General features: G+C 61.6%; 19 protein-coding genes. 15 read left to right on the plus strand and 4 right to left on the minus strand.

What is annotated here, in order from left to right; translation table 11 throughout:
* The first annotated feature begins 18 nt into the window (after positions 1-18).
* The 4 genes from ACQ4WR_RS20195 to ACQ4WR_RS20210 are packed head-to-tail and all read left to right on the plus strand — an operon-like array spanning position 19 to position 1,826.
* Positions 19-135 carry a cytochrome oxidase small assembly protein gene (locus tag ACQ4WR_RS20195; protein ID WP_216350353.1) on the plus strand — a complete coding sequence of 39 codons (117 nt, stop codon included), beginning with the start codon at positions 19-21 and terminating at the stop codon, positions 133-135.
* Position 136: 1 nt separating this feature from the next.
* The gene (locus ACQ4WR_RS20200) at positions 137-709 is read left to right on the plus strand and encodes a cytochrome c oxidase assembly protein (RefSeq protein WP_436489499.1); all 573 of its coding nucleotides are present in this window, start codon (positions 137-139) and stop codon (positions 707-709) included.
* Between the two features lie 9 nt (positions 710-718).
* On the plus strand, positions 719-925 hold the full coding sequence (locus ACQ4WR_RS20205) for a DUF2970 domain-containing protein (protein ID WP_102292942.1): 207 nt from the start codon (positions 719-721) through the stop codon (positions 923-925).
* 40 nt (positions 926-965) lie between these two features.
* A complete protein-coding gene (locus tag ACQ4WR_RS20210; protein WP_102292964.1) occupies positions 966-1,826 on the plus strand; it encodes a cytochrome c oxidase subunit 3 in 861 nt (286 codons plus the stop codon).
* Positions 1,827-2,023: 197 nt separating this feature from the next.
* On the opposite strand, the gene ACQ4WR_RS20215 is transcribed toward ACQ4WR_RS20210, so the two are convergent.
* On the minus strand, positions 2,024-2,224 hold the full coding sequence (locus ACQ4WR_RS20215) for a twin transmembrane helix small protein (RefSeq protein ID WP_102292943.1): 201 nt from the start codon (positions 2,222-2,224) through the stop codon (positions 2,024-2,026).
* A 36-nt stretch (positions 2,225-2,260) separates the two neighbouring features.
* Between ACQ4WR_RS20215 and ACQ4WR_RS20220 the strand changes: the two genes are divergently transcribed.
* Genes ACQ4WR_RS20220 through ACQ4WR_RS20245 form a run of 6 tightly spaced genes read left to right on the plus strand, consistent with a single transcriptional unit; the run spans position 2,261 to position 7,431 of the window.
* Positions 2,261-3,013, plus strand: coding sequence for an SURF1 family protein (locus ACQ4WR_RS20220; protein WP_436489502.1), 753 nt, complete (start codon positions 2,261-2,263; stop codon positions 3,011-3,013).
* A complete protein-coding gene (locus ACQ4WR_RS20225) occupies positions 3,000-3,629 on the plus strand; it encodes an SCO family protein (RefSeq protein ID WP_436489503.1) in 630 nt (209 codons plus the stop codon). The genes ACQ4WR_RS20220 and ACQ4WR_RS20225 overlap by 14 nt, the downstream gene beginning before the upstream one ends.
* Before the next feature lie 18 nt (positions 3,630-3,647).
* Positions 3,648-4,826, plus strand: a complete 1,179-nt coding sequence (locus ACQ4WR_RS20230; protein WP_102292946.1) for a COX15/CtaA family protein — start codon at positions 3,648-3,650, stop codon at positions 4,824-4,826.
* The gene (gene cyoE, locus ACQ4WR_RS20235; RefSeq protein WP_436489505.1) at positions 4,823-5,722 is read left to right on the plus strand and encodes a heme o synthase; all 900 of its coding nucleotides are present in this window, start codon (positions 4,823-4,825) and stop codon (positions 5,720-5,722) included. The genes ACQ4WR_RS20230 and cyoE overlap by 4 nt, the downstream gene beginning before the upstream one ends.
* Positions 5,719-6,312: an SCO family protein gene (locus ACQ4WR_RS20240; RefSeq protein ID WP_436489507.1), complete on the plus strand. Its 594-nt coding sequence runs from the start codon at positions 5,719-5,721 to the stop codon at positions 6,310-6,312. Before cyoE ends, ACQ4WR_RS20240 begins: the two co-directional genes overlap by 4 nt.
* A gap of 42 nt (positions 6,313-6,354) precedes the next feature.
* Complete coding sequence (locus tag ACQ4WR_RS20245; RefSeq protein ID WP_102292965.1) at positions 6,355-7,431, plus strand: AI-2E family transporter; 1,077 nt, start codon at positions 6,355-6,357, stop codon at positions 7,429-7,431.
* Positions 7,432-7,596: 165 nt separating this feature from the next.
* Here the strand turns inward: ACQ4WR_RS20245 and ACQ4WR_RS20250 are convergent, their stop codons facing one another.
* Complete coding sequence (locus ACQ4WR_RS20250) at positions 7,597-8,937, minus strand: hemolysin family protein (RefSeq protein WP_102292966.1); 1,341 nt, start codon at positions 8,935-8,937, stop codon at positions 7,597-7,599.
* A 118-nt stretch (positions 8,938-9,055) separates the two neighbouring features.
* Positions 9,056-10,390, minus strand: a complete 1,335-nt coding sequence (locus tag ACQ4WR_RS20255) for an MFS transporter (protein WP_102292950.1) — start codon at positions 10,388-10,390, stop codon at positions 9,056-9,058.
* A gap of 183 nt (positions 10,391-10,573) precedes the next feature.
* Here ACQ4WR_RS20255 and ACQ4WR_RS20260 point away from each other — a divergent pair, with 183 nt between their 5' ends.
* Positions 10,574-11,593, plus strand: a complete 1,020-nt coding sequence (locus ACQ4WR_RS20260; protein ID WP_436489510.1) for a serine hydrolase domain-containing protein — start codon at positions 10,574-10,576, stop codon at positions 11,591-11,593.
* On the opposite strand, the gene nhaR is transcribed toward ACQ4WR_RS20260, so the two are convergent.
* Positions 11,594-12,490: a transcriptional activator NhaR gene (gene nhaR / locus ACQ4WR_RS20265; protein WP_436489512.1), complete on the minus strand. Its 897-nt coding sequence runs from the start codon at positions 12,488-12,490 to the stop codon at positions 11,594-11,596.
* A gap of 115 nt (positions 12,491-12,605) precedes the next feature.
* On the opposite strand from nhaR, the gene ACQ4WR_RS20270 reads away from it, so the two are divergent.
* From ACQ4WR_RS20270 to ACQ4WR_RS20285, 4 genes are all read left to right on the plus strand, one after another.
* On the plus strand, positions 12,606-13,700 hold the full coding sequence (locus ACQ4WR_RS20270) for a DUF475 domain-containing protein (RefSeq protein ID WP_436489514.1): 1,095 nt from the start codon (positions 12,606-12,608) through the stop codon (positions 13,698-13,700).
* A gap of 158 nt (positions 13,701-13,858) precedes the next feature.
* A complete protein-coding gene (locus tag ACQ4WR_RS20275) occupies positions 13,859-14,434 on the plus strand; it encodes a TerD family protein (RefSeq protein WP_102292953.1) in 576 nt (191 codons plus the stop codon).
* A gap of 199 nt (positions 14,435-14,633) precedes the next feature.
* Complete coding sequence (locus tag ACQ4WR_RS20280) at positions 14,634-15,329, plus strand: TIGR00266 family protein (RefSeq protein WP_102292954.1); 696 nt, start codon at positions 14,634-14,636, stop codon at positions 15,327-15,329.
* A 52-nt stretch (positions 15,330-15,381) separates the two neighbouring features.
* The gene (locus tag ACQ4WR_RS20285) at positions 15,382-15,963 is read left to right on the plus strand and encodes a TerD family protein (protein ID WP_436489517.1); all 582 of its coding nucleotides are present in this window, start codon (positions 15,382-15,384) and stop codon (positions 15,961-15,963) included.
* Positions 15,964-16,066 lie beyond the last annotated feature (103 nt).

The raw sequence follows: 16,066 nt of genomic DNA on the forward strand, positions 1-16,066 counted from the left end.
TTGAATAGAGTGCCTGCCATGACCGAAGTGAAAACTGAGCGCAAGAAACCCAACAACCTGCGTACCGGGCTGATACTGGGGGCCCTGGCGGCCTTCTTCTTCCTGTCCGTGTTCGTCAAGCGCATGTGGCTCTGACGTGACGACGCCCCACCAACAGGAAACACGCGGCCTGAACCGCAAGATGCTGGGCAAGCTGCTCGTCATTGCCGTGCTGATGTTCGGCTTTGGCTATGCCCTGATTCCCGTCTACAAGCAGATTTGCGAAGTGATGGGTATCAACGTGCTGACGCAGAAGGATGGCACGGTGGCCTACGACAACAATACGCAAGTCGACACGACGCGCAGCATCACCGTCGAGTTCGATGGCAATGCGCAGGGGCCGTGGCGCTTCCGCCCCACCGTGTCGAACATGCAAGTGCATCCGGGCGAACTGGTGACCGTCATGTACGAAGTGGTCAACACGCAAAACCGCGTGGTGAACGCGCAAGCCATTCCCAGCTATGCACCGCAGAGCGCCACGCCGCATTTCAAGAAGGTCGAGTGCTTCTGCTTCAAGCAGCAAACCCTGAAGCCGCACGAGGCGCGGCAGATGCCGGTGGTGTTCTTCCTCGATCCGGCCCTGCCGAAAGAGGTCAAGACCATCACCCTGTCGTACACGTTTTTCGAGATTGCCGGTCTGAGCCAGGCTCAGACGCCGGCCGTCCAATAGGAGAGTGCCATGGGCAAGCCAGAGCAGCCGCAGAAAGCCTCGTTCCTGTATTCGCTGCGGGCCGTCGTCTGGTCGTTTACGGGCTTGCGCCGCAAGAGCGATTTCGACACGGATTCGGCCAAGCTCAATCCCGTGCACGTGGTCATCGCCGGTTTCCTGGCCGTCGCTTGCCTGGTCGGCATATTGATTTCCATTGTTAAATTCGTCGTTTTATAAATTATAAAAAACCACCCTACAAGTTTTTGAGGAGATGATGATGAGTTCCAACCACGCCGCCGTACCCTATTATTTTGTGCCAGGCCCCTCGCGCTGGCCCATGCTGGGCGGCGCCAGCCTGCTGCTGACCATGATCGGCGCCTCGGCCTGGGTCAACGACGTCTCCTGGGGCCCGTACCTGAATTACATCGGCCTGGCCGGCATCCTGCTGGTGCTGTACTTCTGGTTCGGCGACGCCATCAGCGAATCGGAGCAGGGCCTGTACAGCGAACGCATCGACCACTCCTTCCGCTGGAGCATGAGCTGGTTCATCTTCTCGGAAGTCATGTTCTTCGCCGCCTTCTTCGGCGCCTTGTTCTACGCGCGCAGCATTTCCATGCCTTGGCTGGCCGACCTCGACCACAAGGTGATCTGGCCGGACTTCGCCGCGCAGTGGGGCAATACGGGCCCGGCAGGCACGGTGCAGGAATTCACCACCATGACGCCGTTCTGGATTCCGACCATCAACACGGCCCTGCTGCTGCTGTCCGGCGTGACCTTGACCATTTCGCACCACGCGCTGCGCGCCGGCCATCGCGGCATGACGGCACTGTTCCTGTTCGCCACGATCTTGCTGGGCGCCATCTTCATGGGCTTCCAGGTGTATGAATACATGCATGCTTACAGCGACCTGAACTTGAAATTGACGTCCGGCATCTACGGCGCCACCTTCTTCATGCTGACGGGCTTCCACGGCTTCCACGTGACCCTGGGCGCCATCATGCTGTCCGTCATCCTGTACCGCGTGCTGAAAGGCCACTTCACCCCTGAACACCACTTCGGCTTCGAAGGCGCCGCCTGGTACTGGCACTTTGTCGACGTCGTCTGGCTGGGTCTGTACGTGGTCGTGTATTGGTTATAATGGCGGGGCAGGGCGCGCGCGGTTAGCGCTGGCGCCGGCACCATAAAAAAAGCCGTACCGGGAGATCCTGGGTACGGCTTTTTTCTTAGTGTAAGAATTTTGCTAACCAAGCAACGTCGTTAGCACCGGGGTCAGACCCTGCGGGATCGGAATCCGCCTCATTGAGGCGCATTCCCCCGCGGGTCTGACCCCAGCATTTAATGTATTCCCGTCGGCTGGATGTAGCCCAGGTGATGCGCCAGCAGGATCAGCAAAAACAGGGTGATCGACAGGCCCACGCGCACGGCCAGCGCTTGCACGGTGCGGTTGCTCTTGCCCTTGTCGCGCATCAGGAAGAACAGGGCTGAGCCCAGGCTGCCCAGGATCAGGATGAAGGCAATGGCAACGAGGATTTTCATGGATGGTAGCGCCAGGCTTGAGGAGGTTTCATTGTAATGCGTATCCGCTTCCATTTTAGATGGATTCCATTTGTTGTAATGCTGCTACTGGTGGCGCTGGGCGTGTCGCTGGCGCAATGGCAGCAGCGCCGTGCCGACGAGAAAGTCGCGCGTGCCGCCCGGCTGGAAGCGGGTAACCTGGCCGCGCCTTTGGCATTGAGTCCCGCGCCCATGCTGCCGGCCGACGCGCAGGCGATCGAATACCGCCGGGTCACCGTCACGGGCCGCTTCGTGCCGGCCTGGACGGTGTACCTGGACAATCGTCCTTACAAGGGCCAGGCGGGTTTCCACGTGCTCACGCCATTCCGGATCGACGGTTCCCCCATGCACGTGCTGGTGGCGCAGGGCTGGCTGCCGCGCAACAATGCCGAGCGTACACGCATTCCCGATTACACGACACCGGCCGGCACGGTGACGATTTCCGGTATCGCGCGCCTGAACGCGGGCCATGTGATGGAACTGGGCACGGCGCCGCCCCTGGCATCGCACGCCATCGTGCAAAATGCCGATATCGCCCAGCTGGCACAGGCGAGCGGCCTGGCCTTGCAGCCGTTTATTATTGAACAAACAGTCGATCCGGTTGATCCGACAGCAACGGTGCCAGCATCCGGCCAGCTCCCCGTGCGCGACTGGCCGGCGCCCGACCTGGGTGCCGACAAGCACCGCGGCTATGCATTCCAGTGGTACGCACTGGCACTGATGGCTTTTCTATTTTTTGTCTTTACAGGATTTCGACGTGCAAACAAATAACCCTGAAGCATCGCAAGACAGCACCGACAAACAGGCGCAGAACACGGGGCGCTGGAAACTGCTGGCCGTGGTGGCCGTGTGCGCATTTCCCATCATCGCCTCGTATTTCACGTATTACATCATCAAACCCACGGGCCGCAACAATTACGGTGCCCTGATCGACCCGCGTTTGTACCCGATACCCGAAGCGGCGCTGCACGTGACGGAGCTCGACGGCAAGGCGTCGCCGCTGGCGCAGTTCAAGGGCAAGTGGGTGCTGCTGCAGACGGGGCCGTCCGACTGCCAGGAAGCGTGCAAGAAGCAATTGTTTGACATGCAACAACTGCGCCTCATGCAGGGCAAGGAGCGCGAGCGCCTGGAACGGGTCTGGCTGGTCACGGATGACCAGCCGCTCGATACGCTGGTGATGCGCGAATTCGACGGCACCAGCATGCTGCGCGTGAATGGCGACGCCTTGACGGCCTGGCTGCCGGTGGAGCCGGGCGGCAAGACCAGCGACCATTTGTACCTGATCGATCCGCTGGGCAATCTGATGATGCGCTTCCCGAAAGACGCGGACCCAAACAAGATCAAGAAAGACATCGCCAAGCTGCTCAAAGCTTCGGCGATCGGTTAAGGGGAACGCATGCCGACGATGCATCTTTCCGCGCTGGCCCAGCTGGGCTTGACAGGTCTGCTGGTGGCGCTGCTGCCATTGACGATGGTCTGGGTGTCTGCGGACGCCAATAAATACCGCAAACTCGTGTGGATCGCCGTCTTTTTGACGGTCGACCTGATCATGTTTGGCGGCTTTACGCGCCTGTCCGATTCGGGCCTCGGTTGTCCTGACTGGCCCGGCTGCTATGGCTCGGCCAATCCTTTCCTTGCTCACGAGCACATCGTCGCGGCCGAAACCCTGATGCCGACGGGTCCCGTGACGGTGGTGAAGGCATGGATCGAGATGACGCACCGCTACCTGGCCATGGCAATTGGCGTGCTGATCGTGGCGATGATGGTGCAGGCGTGGCGGCAGTGGCGCAAGAGCAAGCGGCAGGAGTTCGCCCCCGCGCTGCCGACGGCGCTGTTTCTGTTCGTCTGCCTGCAGGGCGCGTTCGGCGCCTGGACCGTAACCTTGAAGCTGCAACCGGTGATCGTCACCATCCACTTGCTGCTGGGCATGGGCTTGCTGGCCATGCTGACCTGGCTGGGCGGCCGGCAAGATAATGCCGTCGCGCCCATACAGCGCGCCGATGCGGATGCCGCCGTGCTGCGCCCCGTGCGCGCGCTGGCCATCTTCTCGCTGGTACTGCTCACCGTGCAGATCGCGCTGGGCGGCTGGGTGAGCACCAACTACGCCACCCTGGCCTGCACGGACTTCCCCCTGTGCGGCGGCAAAGTCATCCCGGAGATGGATTTCGAGCATGGTTTCCACTTGTGGCGCGAGCTGGGCAAGACGGCCGCCGGCCACTATCTGCCGTTTTCCGCGCTGACGGCCATCCACTGGGTGCACCGCAATTTCGCCTTCATCGTGGCAGCCGGTATCGGCTACACCGTGTTCCGCGCCTGGCGCCTGCCGTCCTTGCGCGGCACGGCCCGCTGGATCGCCGTGGTGCTGGCCCTGCAGGCAGCCACGGGCCTGGCGACCATCTACCTGAGCTGGCCGCTGTCGATCGCCGTCATGCATAACGGCGGGGCGGCGCTGCTCGTGTTGTTGCTGACCATGTTAAACTACAAGGCTAAGTTCCAACTCGATGTTGCGCGCAATGTTAAGCGCGCTTGCGCCTCCGCGACAGTGCCCACGGCACCAGCCAGTCTTCCCGTACCGCATAAATGACTACTCAGACCATCAGCCGTAAACCTACCCCCCGCATCGCCCAGTATTGGGCGCTGACCAAGCCGCGCGTGACGCAACTGGCCGTGTTTTGCGCCGTCATCGGCATGTTCCTGGCCAGCGAAGAGTTGCCGGACTGGCATGCGGTGGTGTTCGGCACCATCGGCATCTGGCTGCTGGCGGGCGCCGCCTTTGCCGTGAATTGCCTGGCCGAGCGCGAAATCGATGCGCGCATGGCCCGCACGGCGCGCCGTCCGATGGCCATGGGCGACATCACGGTGAAACAGACGGTGGTGTTCGCACTGCTGATCGGCGGCCTGGGCATGGCGATTCTGTATCACCTGGTCAATCCGCTGACCATGTGGCTGACGTTCGTCACCTTTGTCGGCTACGCGCTGATCTACACCATGGTGCTGAAACCGGCCACGCCGCAGAACATCGTTATCGGCGGCCTGTCCGGCGCCATGCCGCCGGCCCTGGGCTGGGCCGCCGTCGCCAACGACGTGCCGATGCAAGCCTGGCTGCTGGTGCTGATCATTTTCGTCTGGACGCCGCCGCACTTCTGGGCCCTGGCCATGTACCGCCGCGACGATTACGCGCGCTCGGGCCTGCCCATGCTGCCCGTCACGCATGGCATGCAATTCACGCAATTCCACGTCTGGCTGTATTCGATCGCACTGGCCGCCACCACCTTGCTGCCGTATGCCGTGCGCATGAGCGGCCTGATCTACCTGGCCTCGGCCGTGGTGCTGAACGCCGGCTTCCTGTATTACGCGTGGAAGATGTACCGCCACTACACGGACCTGATCGCGCGCAAGGCCTTTACTTTTTCCATCATCTACCTGGCATTGCTGTTCGCGGCCCTGCTGGTCGACCACTACATTCCACTCGGCACATGAAAAAATACCTGACACTGTTGCTGGCGGCCGCCCTGGCCATCGTCCTGGCCGGCTGCGGCAAGCCCGCAGCGCCCAAGCTGGCATTCAAGAACACGGACGTGACGGGCCTCGGTTATGCGCGCGAGTTCGCCCTGACGGACCACACGGGCCAGCCCCGTACCCTGGCCGACTACAAGGGCAAGCTGGTGCTGATGTTCTTCGGCTACACGCAATGCCCGGACGTGTGCCCGACCACCATGGCCGACATGGCGCAGGTCATGCAGGAAATGGGCGCGCAGGCGGAGCAGGTGCAAGTGCTGTTCGTCACCGTCGACCCCGAGCGCGACACGCAAGCCTTGCTGGCCGAGTATGTGCCCGCCTTCGACAAGCGCTTTGTCGGCCTGTACGGCGATGCGGCCGCGACGGCCAAGGTGGCCAAGGAATTCAAGGTGTATTTCGCCAAGGTCGAGGGCGAGACGGACAGCAGCTACACGGTGGACCACACGGCCGGCACCTATGTGTTCGACCGCGACGGCAAGATCCGCCTGTTCGTGCGCCACGGCGAAAAGCCTGCCGCCATCGCGCACGATCTTAAACTTCTGCTATCCTGATCCGGTCGCGCCGCGAGGCGCCATCTTCAGGATATGCAGTACATGGACAAACGTTTCGAGCCTCACGCCCGCCTGGCAGCCGTCATCTTTTTGTTGATCGGCTGCTTTTTCGTCTTGCGGCCCTTCCTGGCCGCCATGCTGTTTGCCGCCTGCGTCGGCATTTCCAGCTGGCCCCTGTACATCCTCCTGCTCGAACGCCTGAAAGGCCGCCGCAACTGGGCCGCCGCCATCATGACCTTGTCCTTGGTGCTGGTCATCGTGCTGCCGCTGGCGCTCGTCACCTACAACCTGGCCGACAATGTGTCGCGCATCTACGAACAGTTGCGCGCCGCGCTGGAAACGGGCGGCCTGCATCCGCCCGCCTGGCTGGCCAGCATCCCCGTGGTGGGCGAAACCATCGCCGGCTATGTGGAGCGCCTGCTCGCTGACCGCGAGGAATTACTCAATTTGGGCAAGACCATGCTGGAGCCGGCACGCCACTTCCTCGCCTCCGGCGGCATTTTGCTGGGCACGGGCCTGGCACAGACCAGCCTGGCCGTGTTCGTCAGCTTCTTCCTCTACCGTGACGGCCAGCAGCTGAGCCGCGCGCTGATGACGGGCGCGGGCCGCATCATCGGCGACAGCGCGCCCGGCGTGGGCCTGACCATCAGCCGCACCGTGCGCGGCGTCATGTACGGCTTGCTGGGCACGGCGCTGGCGCAGGCGCTGGTGGCGGTGGTGGGCTTTTTGATCGCCGGCGTGCCGGCCGTGGCGCTCCTGGGCGTGGCCACCTTCATCTTTTCGCTGATTCCTGTCGGGCCGCCGCTGATCTGGGGCGGCGCCGCCATCTGGCTGTTCAACGACGGCCAGACTGGCTGGGGCATCTTCATGCTGGTATGGGGCGCGGTGCTGATCAGCGGCGTGGATAACGTCGTGAAACCCATGCTGATCAGCCGTGGCAGCAGCCTGCCGTTCCTGCTGGTGCTGCTGGGCGTGCTGGGCGGCGTGCTGGCCTTCGGCTTCGTCGGCATTTTTATCGGCCCGACACTGCTGGCGGTGCTGTACAGCCTGCTGCAAACGTGGACGGTGGGCGAGACCACGGTGCCGCAGGGCAAAGATACAATAACCTTGAAAAAATAGCGTCGATACCTGGCAGGGCCGCGGCCAGCGGAGGGAAGAGGTGGCCGGCAAAGTGCAAGCTCAGTGTTCTGCAGCATGGCTGCATGTCTTGCCTGACCCAACAGCCATGACCGGGGTCGGACCCTCAGGGTCCGACCCCGAACTGCGCTTTGCGTCACGACCTGCCTAGTCCCTTAAATCGGCATCCAGGTCCCGCTCCTGCTTCGGGATCACCTTGATGAGCACGATGCGCGGCCCGTTCATTTTCTTGACGACGATGTCGAAGTCGACAAAGGTAATGCGCTGGCCCTGCTTGGGGATGTCGCCCAGCTTGACCATGATCAAGCCGCCCACCGATTCCACGTCGTCCAGGCCCAGTTCCTCGTTTTCGATATCGATGCCGAGGATGCGTTCGAGCGAGAAGATGGGCAGGCTGGCCTTGCCGATCAGGGTGCCGTCACTCTGCTTGAGCCAGTCGTTTTCATTGCGGCGGAATTCATCGCGGATTTCGCCGACCATGGCGCCGAGCAAGTTATCCAGGGTAATAAAGCCCAGCGGGCGCTTGCCCTTTTCGCCGATCAGGGCAAAGTGCGGCGCGCCGTCGCGGAAGCGGCGGAACAGTTCCAGCGCCGGCGTGCGCGCGGAAATGATGTCGACGGGACGCAGAAACGGCGTGAGCGAGGTGATGGGCTTGCCCGCCTGCTGGGCAAAGAACAGGTCCTTCAGGTGCACCACGCCCAGCACGTCGTCTTCATTCGTGTCGAAGTACGGATAGCGGCTGAAGCGGTTGCGCAGCACCGTGTCGAGGTTTTCTTCCAGGGTGTTCGAGGCATGCAGGGCGATCACTTCATTGATCGGGCGCATCAGGTCCGACACCGTCATCTGTTCGAAATCGAGCGACTGCGCCAGGATGTTGCGTTCGTCGCGCGTAAACTTTTCGCCGGGCTGGCTGGTGCGCAGGATCAGTTTCAATTCTTCCGATGAGTAATGCGCATCGTGGCCGCCCTTGCCGGACAGGCCGGCCATGCGCAGCACCCAGTTGGCGCTGGCGTTGAGCAGGTAGATGGCCGGGTACATGGCCCAGTAAAACGCATACAGGGGCATGGCGCTCCACAGGCCGACGGCTTCCGGATTGCGGATGGCCATCGATTTCGGCGCCAGTTCGCCCACGACAATGTGCAGGAAGGAAATCACGCTGAAGGCAACGACGAAGGACACGCCGTGGATCAGCTCTTGCGAGGTGACGCCGATGGCGCCGAACAGCGGTTCCAGCAGGCCGGCGAAGGCCGGTTCACCGACCCAGCCCAGGCCCAGCGAAGCCAGGGTGATGCCCAGCTGGCAGGCGGACAGGTAGGCGTCCAGCTCGCCATGCACCTTGGCCAGGATGCGGCCCCGCAGTCCCTGTGTCTTGGCAATGGCGCGGATGCGGGTGCGCCGCAAGGTGACGATGCCAAACTCGGCGGCAACAAAAAAACCGTTCAGCGCGACCAGGAAGAGGGCGAGCAGGACTAGCAAGACATTGTGCATGGGGGCGCGGAAGATGGGCTGGTAAAACGTCATCTTAAACGACGAAGGGCGCCATAGCCTAATTTTGCCGCGCGCCCCCGCCCGAAAGCAGGGGTGCGCGGCGCGTTTTTGACCCGGATCAGGCCTTGGCGGCCGTTTCCGGCCCGCCGCGCATGGCAAACACCATGACGGCCGAGACGATGGCAGGGATGGCGACGACGAGGAAAATCGTGCTGTTGGGCCAGTTCAGGCGGATCAGCTCGCCACCGAGCACGGGGCCGATGATGGAGCCGATGCGGCCCACGCCCAGGCTCCAGCCGATGCCCGTCGAGCGCAGGGTGGTCGGGTAGTAGCTGGCCGCCAGGGCGTTGACGGCAGGCTGGCCGCCCACCACGCAAAAGCCGGCGATGAAAATCGTGATGAAGAGGAAGGCCAGCGAGACGTCCGGACGGCCGATCAGGGCGATGGCCACGGCGGCGACCAGGAAGCATGGCAGCAGGATGCGGCGGAAGCTGGAGCGGTCGATCAGCTGGCCCATGACCAGGGTGCCGATGGTGCCGCCCACTTGCAGGGCCGTGCCCGCCAGCACGGCGTTGGCCGTCGACAGGCCCGCTTCCTTGGCGATGGTCGGCAGCCAGTTCGAGAGGAAATACAAGTTCAGCAGGTTCATGAAGTTGATGACCCACAAGAGTATCGTCATCTTCGCGCGGCCACCGGTAAACAATTGCAGCACGGGCGCGCCCTTGTGCTCCTTCTCATGCACCACGTATTGCGTCTCGGCCGTGATCGTCACCGTCGGGTCGATGCGTTTCAGCCATTTGGCGACCTTGTCCAGCTTGCGTTTTTTCAGCACGAGGAACTGCATCGATTCCGGCAGCAGGAAAAACATCAGCACGCCGATCACCAGCGGCACCACGCCGCCCACGTAAAACACGGATTGCCAGCCGAAGGCGGGAATCAGCGCGGCGGACAATAGCCCGCCCAGCACGGCGCCCAGGGTAAAACCGCAGGACACCAGCATCATCAGGGTGACTTTCTTGCGCAGCGGGCTGTATTCGCCGGCCAGCGCCATGGCGTTCGGCATCACGGCGCCCAGGCCCAGGCCGGTAATAAAGCGTATCAGCTGCAATTGCTCGATGGTGGTGGCCAGCGGCGTGACCAGCATGCACAGGGAAAAGAAGATGGTCGAGCCGATCAGCACGGGGCGGCGGCCAAACTTGTCGGCCGTGATGCTGAAGACGAGCGAGCCGACCAGCATGCCCAGCAGGCCCGCGCCAAAGACGGGACCCAGGTTGGCCTTGCTGACATGCCAGTCTGCAATGATGGCTGGCGCCACATAGCCCATGGCTTGCACGTCGAAGCCATCCATGATGACGCACAGCCCGCACAGGATCAGCATGCCGATCTGGAAGGAGCCGATCTTGTTTTTATTGATGAGATCTGGAATATCGATCGTCTTGCCTGCCGTGGACATGCTGCCGCTCCTGTCTTGTTATGGTGATCGCATCCTGCCGCCGGGCGGCGAACGCGTGTTTGTCTCAGGCTTTATTACAATCGCTTTTGATTGATTATTCAAACGTTATTTTCGAATGGATTTATCGGATTGGCTGATGAATGTGGCGAAAGATGAATCTTGCCTGCATGCTAAGATCGCGCCATGAAAAATCTTGTTCAGCACTTTCTTTCCCTGCAGGCTAGCCTGCCGGCGCGGGGTCCCGGATTCAGCGCATTGATCCAGCGCGACGGCCAGACCTTGTTCGAGCTGCATCACGGCCTGGCGTGCCTGGAACTGGGCGTGCCGCTGACGGCGCAGTCGCGCTACTACCTGGCGTCGGAATCGAAGCAATTTACGGCCGCCTGCGTGCTGGACCTGGTGCGCCAGGGCGCCATCGGCCTCGACGACGACGTGGCACCCCATCTGCCGGAAGTGCGGCAGTTCGGCGCCGCCATCAGCGTGCGTCAATTGTTGAATCACACCAGCGGCATTCCCGATTATTTCGACTACCTGGCATGCCAGCTGGGCCGTCATGACAGCGACTATTTTGACAATGCGCTGCTGCTGCGCCTGATCGCGCGCATGCAGGACTTGACGGCGCCACCCGGCAGCGCGCATGCCTACAGCAATTGCAATTACATCTTGCTGGCGAAACTCGTGGAAGTGCTCGCGGGCCAGCCGCTGGCGGCGCAGGCGCGCGAGCGCCTGTTCGCGCCGCTGGGCATGCATGCCACTGGCTTCGACGTCGACCGGCAAGCCGTCATGCCGCAGCGCGCGCGCAGCTATAGCGTTGATCCGGCGGACGCGGGCGCCTATCGCCAGCACCTGGGCAATGCCAACACGGTGGGCGACGGCGGCGTGTATGCCTGCCTGCATGACCTGGCCCTGTGGGAGCGCGAATGGCAGCGCCAGTACCGCGATCCGTCCAGCCTGGTGCGCGCGCAGTTGGCGCACACGCCGGGTGCCGATGGCCAGAGCTGGACCTACCGCTTTGGCCTGGAGCAAATCGAACACGCCGGGCGCGTGGCGGTGTTCCACGGTGGCGGACTATGGGGCTTCCGCGCCTTGCTGCTGCGCGTGCCCGAAGCGGGCCTGTCCGTCATCCAGCTGGCGAATATCGACAGCTGCGAGGCGGACGAGGCAGTGTGGCTGGCGGCCATCGCCGCCGATCTCGGCGCCTGATCACTGGCGGCCCGGCACGGCGGCCAGGATCACGTCCAGCGCCGGGTGCATGATCTTGCGCTCGTTCGAAATCACATAGAACTGCTCGCGCAGCGACGAGGCGTCGCCCACCAGCACGGCGCCGAATTGCTCTTCGATGTCGGCCGCCAGGCTGGCGGACGCGAAGAACAGGCCCAGGCCCTTGCGGCCGAAGGCGTTGAGCATGGCGTTGTCCTCGAACTCGCCCACCACGTCGGGCCGCACGCCTTGCTGCACCATCCATTCGTCGATGCGTCCGCGCAAGGCGTTATTGCGCGCTGGCAGCAGGAACGGCGCGCCGCTCAGGCGGTGCGGGAAATCCTCGCGGTAGCGCTCGGCCAGCGCGGGGATGGCGAACAGTTTCATGGCGCTCTCGCCCCATAAATGGCTGGACACGCGCAGGCTGGCGCCGGCCGGCACGGCGCGGTCCGTCAAGACCAGGTCCAGCTTGTGCAGGGCCAGGTCGGCCAGCAGGGATTCGAATTCATCTTCCAGGCAGACCAGCTTGACGGGGTGATCCATGCTGCGCGTGGCGTCGAGCATGCGGTAGGCCATCAGTTTTGGCAGGGAATCGGAAATGCCCACCGTCAGGCGCATCTTTTCCGCGTCGGCGTCGGCCAGCGCATCCTGCATCTGCTCGCCCAAGAGAAAGATCTGGTCGGCGTAGCCAAGCGCCAGGCGGCCTGCTTCCGTCGGCACCAGTCGCCGTCCCTGCGGCTGCAGCAGCGACTTGCCCAGTTCCTTTTCCAGCAGGGCCAGCTGGGTGCTGATGGTTTGCACGGCCAGGCCCAGGCGCTCGGCGGCGCGCGTCACGCCGCCTTCCTTGGCAACCACCCAAAAGAAGTACAAATGGCGGTAATTGAAACCGGTAGTTTTCATCGTGCGGCCCTATCTTCTGTTTTTACGAAGTAATACTTCCATTATCTTCTATTTTTAAATGTGTCACATGTCCTTATACTACGTTCCATTGAATTTGGATAAAGGGGAACTATCGATGAAACATTTCAGAGTGTCATTTCTAGTGACATTTATCTGCCTGGGCATTTCCGCCTGGTGGGGTTACACGCACGGTGGCGTGCAGACGATGCTGGCAGCGCTGGGTATCGCGGTGATCCTGGGCGTGATGGAAGTATCGCTGTCCTTTGACAACGCGGTGGTCAACGCCTCGGTGCTGAAGAATTGGGACAAGTTCTGGCAGGGCCTGTTCCTGGGCGTGGGTATCATCATCGCCGTCTTTGGTATGCGTCTGGTGTTCCCGCTGGTCATCGTGGCACAAGCGGCTGACCTGGGACTGATGGAAGTGTGGAATCTGGCACTGAGCAATCCGGAACAGTATTCGATGCACCTGACGAACCACCACGCGGAAGTGGCGGCCTTCGGCGGCATTTTCCTGCTGCTGGTGTTCCTGAACTTCCTGCTGGACTCGGAGAAGGAAACGCACTGGCTGGGCCGTATTGAAGAAAAACTGGGCGCGCTGGGCAAGATCTCGTCGATTTCCGTGATGATCGCGCTGGGCACCCTGATGGCCAGCCTGTCGATGATAGAAGAAGGCCAGAAACTGGTGGTCTTGACGGCCGGCCTGTGGGGTATCTTGACCTACGTGGGCGTGGATGTGGTCAGCGGCTTGCTGGAAGGCGATAACGGCGACGGCAATATGGGCGACATCGTCAAGCGCGGCGGTATTGGCGGCTTCCTGTACCTGGAAGTGCTCGATGCCTCGTTCAGCTTTGACGGCGTGATCGGCGCGTTCGCCATCACCAAGGATGTCGTGATCATCATGCTGGGCCTGGCCATCGGCGCGATGTTCGTGCGGTCGATGACGGTGTTCCTGGTGCGCAAGGGTACGTTGGATGAGTTCGTTTATCTGGAACACGGCGCGCACTATGCGATCGGTATCCTGGCCGTGATCATGTTGGTCAGCATGAAGTTCCACGTACCCGAGCTGTTCACGGGTCTGATCGGGGTAGCCTTCATTCTCGCCTCGCTGTGGTCGTCGATCCGCTACAAGCGCAGGATGGCTTTGCTGGAAGGCGATGGCGACAAGGATGGCGATAAGCAGCCGCAGCTGGAAAGCGCAGCCAAGGCATAAGGAATACGCGGCAAACGTCCACACCCGTTTGCCAGCGTGATGCAGCAAGCGCCGCCGCCGGTCCGGGGAGTCGGGCCGGTGGAGGGCGCCAGGTGTACACAAGTAGTCATTTGGTTTTATACACGCTGGACTTTTATTTCACATAGGAGAAATACATCATGGCAATCAGTCTGCAAAAAGGCGGCAACGTCAACCTGAGCAAAGAAGCGCCTGGCATCTCGAAGATGATCATCGGCCTGGGCTGGGATGCCCGCGCCACCGATGGCGCCGCATTCGACATCGACGGTTCCATCTTCCTGCTGAAGGCCGACGGCAAGGTACGCGCCGACGTCGACATGATTTTCTACAACAACCTGAAATCGAGCGACGGTTCCGTCACCCACTCGGGCGACAACACCACCGGCGCCGGCGACGGCGACGATGAAACCGTCGTCGTCGACCTGGCAACGGTGCCGGCCGAGATCGACAAGATCGCCGTCTGCGTGACGATTCACGATGCCGAAGCGCGCAAGCAAAACTTTGGTATGGTATCGAAGGCGTATGTGCGCTGCGTGAATGCCAACGGCAACACGGAAATCGCCCGTTTCGACCTGTCGGAAGACGGATCGGCGGAAACGGCCATGGTCTTCGGTGAAATCTACCGCAACGGCGCCGATTGGAAATTCAAGGCCATCGGCCAGGGTTATAAAGGCGGTCTGGGCCCACTGGCAGCGTCGTTCGGCGTCGGCGTGTAAGGTCGCCACACCAAACCTGCTGCGCGGTGCGCTTTGCGGCCGGCGATGCTCACCGGCTCGGCGCCCCCGTCCTAAAGTACGGGGGCGTTTCTCGGCCACAAATCACATCCGCTCGCTACGGTTTTGTGCGGCACCGTTATTCTGTAGTAAGGGCGGTTTAGCCCGACACCATCATCATCGTTGAGGAAGGAACAGTTGAATGCCGGTTTTTAATGTGACAGGGGACGACGACCCGTTCCTGCATGTGTCGCTTGCCAAGGGCGAGAAGATTTATTGCGAATCCGATGCGATGGTGATGATGGAAACCAATCTTGAGCTGAAAGGCAAGATGACTGGCGGCATCGGCGCTGCGCTGATGCGCACCTTTGCCAACGGCGAATCGTTCTTTCAGCAGCATATCGAGGCCATGCGCGGTGACGGCGACTGTCTGCTGTCGCCCACCTTGCCTGGCGCGATGCGGGTGCTCGAGGTGGGTGCCCAGCAATACATGATCAGCGACGGCGCCTTCGTGGCGGCCAGTTCTGGCGTGGAATTGAAGGTGCGCACGCAGAGCCTTGGCAATGCGCTGTTTGCCCAGAGCGGTGGTTTTTTCATTACCGAGACGGCAGGCAGCGGTCAATTGGCGGTGTCCGGTTTTGGCGCGATATCCGAACTGGAAGTGACGCCTGGCAAGGACGTGGTGATCGATAACGCCCACGTCGTGTGCTGGGACAACCGCCTGCAATACGAAATTTCCATCACGACCGGCAGCAGCGGCGGCTTTCTGGGCAATTTGATCAATAGCCAGACCAGTGGCGAGGGCATGGTACTGAAGTTTTCAGGCACGGGAAAAATCCTCGTGTGCTCGCGCAACCGCGCGGCCTTCCTCACCTGGACGCAAGGCAAGTCGGCGTAACACGTAATTGATGCAACTAACTGATGCAACTAACCAAACAGGAGCAATGCGTATGTCTGTCAATTTGAGCAAGGGCCAGAAGATTTCTCTGGACAAAGAAGCTGGTACCACCCTGACCCGTATCACCATGGGCCTGGGCTGGGATGCGGCCAAGACCAAGGGTTTCCTGGGTTTCGGTTCGAAGACGGAAGCCGTCGACCTGGACGCCTCGTGCGTCATGTTCGATGAAAACAATAGCACCGCCGACATCGTCTGGTTCCGCCAGCTGAAAAGCAAGGACGGCAGTATCGTCCACACGGGCGACAACCGCACGGGCGCGGGCGATGGCGACGACGAACAGATCAATGTCGATCTGTCGAAGGTGCCGGCGAACGTGAAAAGCCTGGTCTTCACCGTCAACAGCTTTACCGGCCAGAACTTCTCGCAGGTGGAAAACGCCTATTGCCGCATCTTGAATGCCAGCAATAACCAGGAAGTCGCGCGTTTCAACCTGTCTGTGCAAGGTTCCCACACGGCACAGATCATGGCCAAGCTGTATCGCCATAACGGCGAATGGAAGATGCACGCCATCGGCGAAAACGGCAACGGTCGTACCTTTGACGACCTGATGCCGCAGATTGCCGTGCATCTATAAACGTCAGGCCAAATCTGCTGCGCGCCGCGATTTGCGGCCTGTGATGCTCACTGCCTCGGCGGCCCCGTGCCGTCGCACAGCTGCGCTTCTCGGCCACAACTCG

Source organism: Janthinobacterium amylolyticum, from assembly GCF_051380655.1.
Lineage (GTDB): Bacteria > Pseudomonadota > Gammaproteobacteria > Burkholderiales > Burkholderiaceae_D > Janthinobacterium.